The organism is Allokutzneria sp. NRRL B-24872 (genome assembly GCF_002155965.1).
Classification (GTDB): Bacteria; Actinomycetota; Actinomycetes; order Mycobacteriales; family Pseudonocardiaceae; genus Allokutzneria.
Genome location: NZ_MUMH01000046.1, coordinates 1 through 9,248, shown reverse-complemented (window position 1 = coordinate 9,248; position 9,248 = coordinate 1). Strand labels below are relative to the sequence as shown.

The following is a 9,248-nucleotide window of genomic DNA, read 5'->3' as shown; positions in this document are numbered from 1 at the left end:
GACTTACAGGACAGCGCCTAGTCAGACAACCTCGGTCCAGAAGCGCTGCAACCTGGCGACAGCTTCGTTCTTGCCCATCCCGGCGATCTCGGACTCGTCGAGTCCGACACGCGAGATCAGCAAGTGCACGAGTTCAGCGGGCAGCGCCTCCGCAGGCGGCTTCGGCACACCCCGGGAAGGCCTGACGCCGTCCCGAGCGCACGCCCAGAACTCGGGTTCGCCGACGTCGAGTTGATCGCGAAGGATGTGTTTCCACATACTCGCTCCATAGCCGCTGCGATCCACGGGATGCGAGATCCGAGTCCGCAGAATCCTGCCGTCGGAGAGATCGAGTTCGTAGGTGACGTGGTGCGTCCCAGTCCGACCACGAGCGTCCCGCACCCGGCGCCATTCCTCGACTCGGCAGAACGTCTCGTGGTCCTTGCGCGTCGGCTGCGGCCAAGACGTCACCGCGCGCCGCCGACAAGCCATTCGCGCAACTGTTCGTCGGAACTGAGGCTGATCAACTGGACCAGCCCCCAGTTGTCACGGTGGTTCGACGCGTCGAGCAGCCGTTCCTGCCAGTCTTCGGCGTACTCCCGCAAAGCATCGACCATCTCGCCGATCGCTTCGTCGAACGATGCCCCATCGGCGGCGACCGGAAGTCCGGGGATGAACACCGACCAGGCGCCGTCCTCCGGAACGACCTGGGCCCGCGAGGGAACGATCGACGCGAGGAAGTGGCGCAGACGTTCGACAGCCACGACAGCGGTCACGGCGGTGTCACGCCGAACGGTGGCGACACGCCCCTTCTCCGCGGCGTCCAGCAGGTCCTTCAGGTGCGCGCGAGCCTCGGTGTAGCTGTCGAAGTGGACAGCGGACATGCCAGCCTCCCGGTGGGTTCTCCCCCCAGGGTGTCCAAGTACGTTACGTACGTCAAGTACGTGCGTCTCCGTGTAGTCACGTCAAGGCGTAACGGCAGGGTGCTCGTGGTCGCTGACGTCGACGAGCAGGGCGGGAACCCACAGGAAGACCTTCGGATCGCCGAGCCCGGACGTCGTGAGCCACGCCGCGGCCCGGCGAGCCTCCTGCTCGTCCTGGATCAACCCCCACCTTCCCGGCCGAACCCCCGTCGCCTGCCGAACGTCGTCGACAAGTCCGCCGAGGCAGGTCCACGTGTGCCAGCAGCCGACGTCGAAACCGACCAGCTCGAAGCCCCTCGCTCGACCGGCGTGGACGTCGGGAAACGCCTCCCGCCGGGCCAGGCGTCCCATCACCCCGCCCGCGTCCGGGCCGTAGCCGGCTTCGGCCATGTCCTGGAGCACGGCAGGGGCGTCAGTCGCGGCGATGCCGACGGCGAGCACGCGCAGCCCTGGTCGATCCGCGCGAACGCGTGATCGTTCAGCCGAGACAGGGTCGTCGAACCAGTCGTCCCAGCCGTCGCGATTGGCCGGCACGACGTCCACGACGCAGTCGCTCATCGAGATCAGGTCGGCGCCGGGCAGCCCCGCGTCCTGCCAGTCCGCCCTGACGCCTCTCGCCGCCACCAGGTATCCGGCCAGGAGTCGATCCGCGTCCATCACTGCGTCGGACTGAACGGATCTACGAGCCGAACGCCGGTCGAAGCGACATCGCTGGTGTTGCGGGTGACAAGCGTCCAGTCGCGCACGAGCGCGGTAGCCGCCAGCAATCCGTCAACAACAGGAACAGGGTTGGGGACGTTGAGGCGCCCCCGTGTCTCAGCGATCTCCGTGGTGATCGGGACGATCCTGTCCTCGTAGGCGGTCACCAACTGCTTGAGCCACCGCTCAAGCACGTCGGCCTGCGCCACGTCACGCCGCGCCAACCGCTCGATCCCCTGCCGGATCTCACCGACGACGAGCACGCTGAGAAACAGCTCAGCCGCCGGAGCCGCGTCGAACCAGGCGAGCACGCCCGGATTGGGAGCCTTCTTGCGGATCTCGGACACCACGTTGGTGTCGAGCAGAAAGCTCACGCACCCTCACCCAGGTCAACGACACGAGCAGGCTCCGGGGATCGTTCGATCTCCAAGGCACTGAGATCCGGCCCCGATCGCAGGAAGTCCTTGAAGTCCTGCGTGCCACCGCGCAGACGCCGGTACTCGACGACGTCGATGACGACCGCGACTTCCTGACCGTGCCGCGTGACGAACTGCGGGCCGTCGACCTCCACGGATCTGATCAGCTCGCTGAAACGCTGCTTGGCTTCCTGCAACTGCCAGTGCCCGTTCATAGCCCCTCCCTACGCCGAATCTAGACAGTCTAGACAGAATGGCGGGGCCTGTCATCTCTTGTCGATCGCGAGATCGGCACAGCCGACAGTGATGGCCCGGATCACCTGGCGGCGATCCGGGCCATCATCTCTTCCGGGCCGTACCCGGAGTGCTCAGTCAGGCGTCAGCTGCAGCCGGAGGTGGAGCCGCAGCCCTCGCAGACGTAGCAGGAACCGGCGGGCCGCATCTTGGTGCCGCAGGTGAAGCACAGCGGCGCGTCGGCGGCCTTGCCCTGGCGCAGTTCCAGCATCTCCATCGAGCTGCCGACCTTGCCCGAGTCGGACTTGGCCTTCTCCACCTGCGGCGCGGGCTGCGGGGTGGCGTCGACGGTGGTCTGCAGGCTGGTCAGGTCCACGTCGGAGCCGTAGCCGTGCTCGACCTGGGCGGTCCGCTCGTCCGCGGTGAAGATGCCCAGCTCGGCGCGCTTGTCCAGCGGCAGGTGGTCCAGCGCGAGACGGCGGAACAGGTAGTCGAGCACGCTGGTGGCGATCCGCACGTCCGGGTCGTCGGTCATGCCGGCGGGCTCGAAGCGCTGGTTCATGAACTTCGAGACGTAGAACTCCAGCGGGATGCCGTACTGCAGGCCCACGGAGATCGACATCGAGAACGCGTCCATGACACCGGCCAGGGTCGAGCCCTGCTTGCCGAGCTTGACGAAGATCTCGCCGAGGCCGTCGTCGGGGAAGGACCCGGCGGTCAGGTAGCCCTCGGCACCGCCGACGGTGAAGGACACGGTCTGACTGGGGCGCTTCTTCGGCAGGCGCTTGCGCACGGGGCGGTACTCGATGACAGTCTCGGCCTGGGTCTCGCCCGAGGCCTTGGCGCCCTTGCCCGCGGACAGCGGCTGGCCGACCTTGCAGTTGTCGCGGTAGATCGCCAGTGCCTTGAGGCCGAGCTTCCAGCCCTCGAAGTAGATCCGCTCGACCTCCTCCACCGTCGCCGATTCCGGCATGTTGACGGTCTTGGAGATCGCGCCGGAGATGAACGGCTGCACCGCGGCCATCATCCGGACGTGGCCGATCGGGGCGATCGAGCGGTCGCCCATCGCGCAGTCGAAGACCTCGTAGTGCTCGGGCTTCAGGCTGGGCGCGTCCACGACGTGGCCGTGCTCGGCGATGTACTCGACGATCGCCTCGACCTGCTCGGCCGGGTAGCCGAGGGACTTGAGCGCGCCGGGCACGGTCTGGTTGACGATCTGCATGGAGCCGCCGCCGACCAGCTTCTTGAACTTGACCAGTGCCAGGTCGGGCTCGATGCCGGTGGTGTCGCAGTCCATCATCAGGCCGATGGTCCCGGTGGGCGCGAGCACGCTGGCCTGCGCGTTGCGGAAACCGTTGCGGGCACCGATCTCCAGGCAGTCCTGCCAGGCGGTGGTGGCCAGCTTGTGCACGGCGGAGTCGTTCTTGTGCATGGTGCGCACGAGGTCGTTGGCCGCGGCGTGCTGGCGCATGACCCTGCGGTGCGGCTCGGCGTTGCGGGCGTAGCCCTCGTACGGGCCGACGACCCCGGCCAGCTCGGCGGAGCGCTTGTACGCCACACCGGTCATCAGCGAGGTGATCGCCGCGGCCAGGGTGCGGCCGCCGTCGGAGTCGTAGGCGTGGCCGGTGGCCATCAGCAGCGCGCCGAGGTTGGCGTAGCCGATGCCCAGCTGGCGGAACTTCCGCGTGGTGTCGGCGATCGGCTCGGTCGGGAAGTCGGCGAAGCAGATCGAGATGTCCATCGCGGTGATGACGATCTCGACGGCCTTGGCGAAGGTCTCGGCGTCGAAGGTGCCGTCGGAGCGCAGGAACTTCATCAGGTTCAGCGAGGCGAGGTTGCAGCTGGAGTTGTCCAGGTGCATGTACTCGCTGCACGGGTTCGACGCGGTGATCCGGCCCGACTCCGGGCAGGTGTGCCAGGCGTTGATCGTGTCGTCGTACTGGATGCCCGGGTCGGCGCACTCCCACGCGGCCTTGGCCAGCTTGCGGAACAGGCCCTTGGCGTCGGTGGTGGACACGACCTCGCCGTCGGTGCGCGAGCGCAGGCCGAAGGAGCCGCCGTCCTCGACCGCGCGCATGAACTCGTCCGTGACGCGGATGGAGTTGTTGGCGTTCTGGTACTGGACGCTGGTGATGTCCTTGCCGCCGAGGTCCATGTCGAAGCCGCCGTCGCGGAGAATGCGGATCTTCTCCTCCTCGCGCGCCTTGGTCTCGATGAACTCCTCAACGTCGGGGTGGTCGACGTCGAGGATGACCATCTTCGCGGCGCGGCGGGTGGCGCCACCGGACTTGATGGTGCCCGCGGAGGCGTCGGCACCGCGCATGAAGGAGACGGGGCCGGAGGCGCTGCCGCCCGAGGAGAGCAGTTCGACGGAGGAGCGGATGCGGGAGAGGTTGACCCCGGCGCCGGAGCCGCCCTTGAAGATCAGACCCTCTTCCTTGTACCAGTTGAGAATCGACTCCATGGTGTCGTCGACGGCCAGGATGAAGCAGGCCGAGACCTGCTGCGGGGAGGGCGTGCCGACGTTGAACCAGACCGGGGAGTTGAAGCTGAAGACCTGGTGGAGCAGCATCCAGGTCAGCTCGTGCTCGAAGACCTCGGCGTCGGTGGCGCTGGCGAAGTAGCCGTGCTCGACGCCCGCCTTCACGTAGGTCAGCACGACGCGGTCGATGAGCTGGCGCAGGCTGTGCTCGCGCTTGTCCGAGCCCACGGCCCCGCGGAAGTACTTGCTGGTCACGATGTTGACCGCGTTGACCGACCAGCTCTCGGGGAACTCGACCCCGCGCTGCTCGAAGTTCACCGTGCCGTCACGCCAGTTGGTCATCACCACGTCGCGGCGTTCCCACGTGACCGCGTCGTAGGGGTGCACGCCCTCGGTGGTGTAGACGCGCTGCACGCGCAGACCACCGTCCTTGCCCCCAGACGCCGCCGTTGTTCCGCCAGCGCCGACGGTCTCCGTCATGGACTTCCCTCTCTGCTGCTGCTCCACCTGGGCACGCGCGACCTCGTCCGAGCTCCCCGTCCGGTCCGGTCGCGCCTGCTGCTTGTTGGACGCCGTGCTCGGCGTCGCGACGGCACCGCCGCTGTCGGTGCCGCCCTTCTGCTTCCCGCCACGCCGTTTACCGGCGGCGGGGGCAGCGGTCGCGGTGCCGCGCCTGCGTCGCGGCTTGTCCTCGTCCGGCCCCGCGCTCATCCGCTGGTCGCCTCCGCTGCCTCGCTGTCGTCAGAACCCGCCTGTCGCAGGTCCGCGATCTCCTTCTCGAAGTCCTCCACCGAGGTGAAGGACCGGTAGACGCTGGCGAAGCGCAGGTAGGCGACCTCGTCCAGCTCCCGGAGGGGGCCGAGGATCGCCAGCCCCACCTCATGGCTGGGCACCTCGGCCGCGCCGGTGGAGCGGATCGCCTCCTCCACCCGCTGGGCCAGCTGCTGGAACGCGTCCTCGTCAACCGGCCTGCCCTGGCAGGCCCTGCGCACGCCGGTCACGACCTTCTCCCGGCTGAACGGTTCGGTGACGCCGGACCGCTTGACCACGGCGAGGATGGCCTCCTCCACCGTGGTGAACCTGCGGCTGCACTCCGTGCAGGACCGCCTGCGCCGGATCACCTGGCCCTCATCGACCTCACGCGAGTCGACGACCCGGGAGTCGGAGTGTCGGCAGAACGGGCACCGCACCCGGCTCACCCCTTCCCTCATGCCGCGGTTCGGTGGTCGCACGGCGGGTCGTCCGGGGCGCGGGCACGACGAACGGAGCGTGCCGGAAGCGACACGCTGTGAAGATCGTGTGAACCCAACCTGTGGACTAGCTACGCCGAAGCAACCACTAGATGTTGGGGTAGAACCTAGGCACCGAGGCAGACAGATGCAACTCGCCAGGCCAGGACACGGGCCTGCGGGTCACTCGAAATGGGTGACTTGGTCGCCCGGCAGGGGGAAGCCCCGGGCGTGGCGGCGTGCTACCGCTGCGCGCGGCCGTCCGGCACGCGCAGCGGCTGTCCCGGGTGGACCACGTGGTCGGACAGCTCGTTGAGCTCCACGATGCGCTCGATGACCGCTCCGGAGGGCGAGTCCGGCGCGACGCGCCGCGCCAGCTGCCACAGCGACTCGCCCGGATCGACCTCGACGACGGAGACCGACTCCGGCACGTCCGGCCCATCGCCGATGCCCCTGAGCTGAGCGAGCAGACCGAGCCCGACCACGGCGACGGCGGTGAGCGCCAACGCCGCCAGCATCCCCCGCACCCGCGCGGCGAGGCTGCGCTTGCGAACCCGGCACGCCACCGCCCGGGAGGCAATGGCGGCATGACGCGCGGCCGGCACGATCACCGTGCCGCCGCCAGGATGTCCCCGGAGGGGACGCCGGTGGAGCTCGACGACCACCCGGCGAGCGCAGGACTCCCCTTCGGTCCGAGTCACCGCTCGGGTCTCGGTCCGGGTTTCCGCTGTACGGGTTTCCGCATGGGCACGCGCCAGCACGGTCATGACACGCCTCCTCGTCCTACCGTTCGCCTCGGTCACGCAGTAAGATCGAACAGGCGTTCGATCGAACTGCTGTGCGAATGTCTACCACCCGGGGCGGCGGAAATCGAGCCGAAAGCCGACCGAGTCCAGAGGCGACCCGAAGGCGTGGCGTTCGAACACCTGTTTGATCTCTCGCCCGGTGACGGCTAGCGTTCACGGGGTGACGCACACCAGCGACCAGGGAGGGCGAGGACGGTGACACGCGAGGGAACCGGCGACCAGACCGGCTCGACCGGCGAACTCGGCACGAGCGCCGGAGCACGGGCCGAGGTCCGCGTCTTCCCCGACCGCGGCGACCAGCTCCTCGCGGGCGAGGCCACCGACGACACCGCGCTCACCCCACGGCAGCGCCGGGTGCTCGAGGTGATCCGGGACTGGGTGGAACGCTTCGGCTACCCGCCGAGCGTCCGCGAGATCGGCGAGGCGGTCGGCCTGACCTCCACCTCCTCCGTCGCCCACCAACTGCGGGCGTTGGAGCGCAAGGGCCACCTGCGCCGCGACCCGAACCGGCCGAGGGCCTACGGCGTGCGCTCCCCGGAGCCGGACGCCCAGGCCGAGCAGGCCACCGACCGGCCGCTGCCCGCCTACGTCCCGGTGGTCGGCCGCATCGCCGCCGGTGGGCCGATCCTGGCCGAGCAGGCCGTCGAGGACGTCTTCCCGCTGCCGAAGGAGCTGGTCGGCGAGGGATCGCTGTTCCTGCTCAAGGTGGTCGGCGACTCGATGGTCGACGCCGCGATCACCGACGGGGACTGGGTCGTGGTGCGCCAGCAGCCCACCGCCGAGAACGGCGACGTGGTCGCGGCGATGATCGACGGCGAGGCCACCGTGAAGACCTTCAAGCGCCGCGACGGCCACGTCTGGCTGTTGCCGCACAACCCCGCCTACGAGCCGATCCTCGGCGACGAGGCGGCGGTGCTGGGCCGGGTCGTCGCGGTGTTGCGCCGCCTGTAGCCCCAGCCCTCCCAGACGCACCCGCCCCGGGGACTCCCTCCCAGCTCCGGGGCGGGTACAACCCTGTTCGGGGGTTTCTCACCGCGTCAACTCACCGGCCGGGTGGTGCTCGGTCACCGTGGGCGGCGGACACTGGCCCGCCGGGCCCGTTCGGCCCTCGCGCGAGACCTGCGAACGGCGGTAGTCCCGGTCCAGCGCGCGCACGTACATTCGGGGGCGATGATCACCCAACCAGAGCAACGTATGACGTCCACTCCGGGGTCGAAGCTCGCCGACCTGTCCCAGGTGAGCAGGCTCGCGCCCGAGCTGCGCCGCGACATCGCGGTGGTCAGCGCCGTGCTGCCGTTCAAGGTGAACAACTACGTCCTGGACGAGTTGATCGACTGGTCGGCCGCGCCCGACGACCCGATCTTCCGGCTCACCTTCCCGCACCGGGACATGCTGCCGGACTCGATGTACCAGCACGTCGCGGCGATGCTGGACGCCGGAGCCAACCGGAGCGAGTTACGCGCGGCCGTGGAACCGCTGCGCAAGGAGCTCAACCCGCACCCCGGTGACCAGATGGAGAAGAACGTCCCCGGCGATGACGAGGGACAGCTCTCCGGCGTGCAGCACAAGTACCGCGAGACCGCGCTGGTCTTCCCGGCCAACGGCCAGACCTGCCACTCCTACTGCGGCTACTGCTTCCGGTGGGCGCAGTTCGTCGGCATCTCCGAGCTGAAGCAGCAGGTCGACCGGCCCGAGCGGGTGTTCGGCTACCTGCGCCAGCACCCCGAGGTCTCCGACGTGCTGCTCACCGGCGGCGATCCGATGATCATGAAGACCGAGCTGCTGGCCCGCTACGTGGAACCCCTGCTGGAGCCCGGTTTCGAGCACGTCCGCAACATCCGCTTCGGCACCAAGGCCCTGTCGTACTGGCCGTACCGCTTCACCACCGACCCGGACGCCGACGCGCTGCTGCGGCTGTTCGACCGCCTCGTCGCGCAGGGCAGGCACGTCGCGGTGATGGCGCACTTCTCGCACCCGCAGGAGCTGCGCACCGACGCCGTGCAGGAGGCCGTCCGGCGCATCAGGAGCACCGGCGCCGTGATCCGCGCGCAGGCGCCGATCGTCAAGCACGTCAACGACAACGCCGACGCGTGGGCGACGATGTGGCGCGAGCTGGTCCGCATCGGCGTCGTGCCGTACTACATGTTCGTGGAGCGCGACACCGGCGCCCGCGACTACTTCGCGCTGCCCCTGCACCAGGTCCTGGACATCTACCGGGAGGCGATCAGCCAGGTCTCCGGGCTGGAGCGGACCGCGCGCGGGCCCGTCATGTCGGCCTCCCCCGGCAAGGTCGTCCTCGACGGCACCGCCGAGGTCGGCGGCGAGAAGGTCTTCGTCTGCCGCTTCCTCCAGGCACGGGACCCCAGCAAGGTGAACCGCCCGTTCTTCGCCGCCTACGACGACCAGGCGCTGTGGTTCGACGACCTGAAACCCGCCTTCGGCAGGCCCGACTTCCTCGACTAAGGGCTGTCTCGTAAGTC

Annotated in this window: 10 protein-coding genes; 2 read left to right on the top strand and 8 right to left on the bottom strand. The window is 68.9% G+C overall.

The window, feature by feature from the left end:
• Nucleotides 1-21: 21 nt before the first annotated feature.
• From CCN37_RS41495 to CCN37_RS13430, 8 genes are all read right to left on the bottom strand, one after another.
• On the bottom strand, nucleotides 22-258 hold the full coding sequence (locus CCN37_RS41495; RefSeq protein ID WP_246843014.1) for a hypothetical protein: 237 nt from the start codon (nucleotides 256-258) through the stop codon (nucleotides 22-24).
• A 188-nt stretch (nucleotides 259-446) separates the two neighbouring features.
• Nucleotides 447-863 carry a type II toxin-antitoxin system HicB family antitoxin gene (locus CCN37_RS13460; RefSeq protein ID WP_086821088.1) on the bottom strand — a complete coding sequence of 139 codons (417 nt, stop codon included), beginning with the start codon at nucleotides 861-863 and terminating at the stop codon, nucleotides 447-449.
• A gap of 81 nt (nucleotides 864-944) precedes the next feature.
• The gene (locus tag CCN37_RS13455) at nucleotides 945-1,559 is read right to left on the bottom strand and encodes a hypothetical protein (RefSeq protein WP_086821087.1); all 615 of its coding nucleotides are present in this window, start codon (nucleotides 1,557-1,559) and stop codon (nucleotides 945-947) included.
• Complete coding sequence (locus tag CCN37_RS13450; RefSeq protein ID WP_086821086.1) at nucleotides 1,559-1,975, bottom strand: type II toxin-antitoxin system VapC family toxin; 417 nt, start codon at nucleotides 1,973-1,975, stop codon at nucleotides 1,559-1,561. The genes CCN37_RS13455 and CCN37_RS13450 overlap by 1 nt, the downstream gene beginning before the upstream one ends.
• The gene (locus CCN37_RS13445; RefSeq protein WP_086821085.1) at nucleotides 1,972-2,232 is read right to left on the bottom strand and encodes a type II toxin-antitoxin system Phd/YefM family antitoxin; all 261 of its coding nucleotides are present in this window, start codon (nucleotides 2,230-2,232) and stop codon (nucleotides 1,972-1,974) included. The genes CCN37_RS13450 and CCN37_RS13445 overlap by 4 nt, the downstream gene beginning before the upstream one ends.
• A gap of 164 nt (nucleotides 2,233-2,396) precedes the next feature.
• Nucleotides 2,397-5,213, bottom strand: a complete 2,817-nt coding sequence (locus tag CCN37_RS13440) for a vitamin B12-dependent ribonucleotide reductase (protein WP_086821092.1) — start codon at nucleotides 5,211-5,213, stop codon at nucleotides 2,397-2,399.
• Between the two features lie 227 nt (nucleotides 5,214-5,440).
• Nucleotides 5,441-5,923, bottom strand: a complete 483-nt coding sequence (gene nrdR / locus CCN37_RS13435) for a transcriptional regulator NrdR (protein ID WP_086821091.1) — start codon at nucleotides 5,921-5,923, stop codon at nucleotides 5,441-5,443.
• A 281-nt stretch (nucleotides 5,924-6,204) separates the two neighbouring features.
• Nucleotides 6,205-6,627, bottom strand: coding sequence for a LysM peptidoglycan-binding domain-containing protein (locus tag CCN37_RS13430; protein WP_246843013.1), 423 nt, complete (start codon nucleotides 6,625-6,627; stop codon nucleotides 6,205-6,207).
• A gap of 336 nt (nucleotides 6,628-6,963) precedes the next feature.
• Here CCN37_RS13430 and lexA point away from each other — a divergent pair, with 336 nt between their 5' ends.
• Nucleotides 6,964-7,719: a transcriptional repressor LexA gene (gene lexA, locus CCN37_RS13425; protein ID WP_086821083.1), complete on the top strand. Its 756-nt coding sequence runs from the start codon at nucleotides 6,964-6,966 to the stop codon at nucleotides 7,717-7,719.
• A 219-nt stretch (nucleotides 7,720-7,938) separates the two neighbouring features.
• A complete protein-coding gene (locus CCN37_RS13420) occupies nucleotides 7,939-9,231 on the top strand; it encodes a KamA family radical SAM protein (protein WP_210408003.1) in 1,293 nt (430 codons plus the stop codon).
• Nucleotides 9,232-9,248 lie beyond the last annotated feature (17 nt).

Bases quoted from the DNA above. Each gene is read 5' to 3' on its own strand.
- CCN37_RS41495 (WP_246843014.1), bottom strand. From the start codon at position 258: ATGTGGAAACACATCCTTCGCGATCAACTCGACGTCGGCGAACCCGAG.
- CCN37_RS13460 (WP_086821088.1), bottom strand. From the start codon at position 863: ATGTCCGCTGTCCACTTCGACAGCTACACCGAGGCTCGCGCGCACCTG.
- CCN37_RS13455 (WP_086821087.1), bottom strand. From the start codon at position 1,559: ATGGACGCGGATCGACTCCTGGCCGGATACCTGGTGGCGGCGAGAGGC.
- CCN37_RS13445 (WP_086821085.1), bottom strand. From the start codon at position 2,232: ATGAACGGGCACTGGCAGTTGCAGGAAGCCAAGCAGCGTTTCAGCGAG.
- CCN37_RS13440 (WP_086821092.1), bottom strand. From the start codon at position 5,213: ATGACGGAGACCGTCGGCGCTGGCGGAACAACGGCGGCGTCTGGGGGC.
- CCN37_RS13420 (WP_210408003.1), top strand. From the start codon at position 7,939: ATGATCACCCAACCAGAGCAACGTATGACGTCCACTCCGGGGTCGAAG.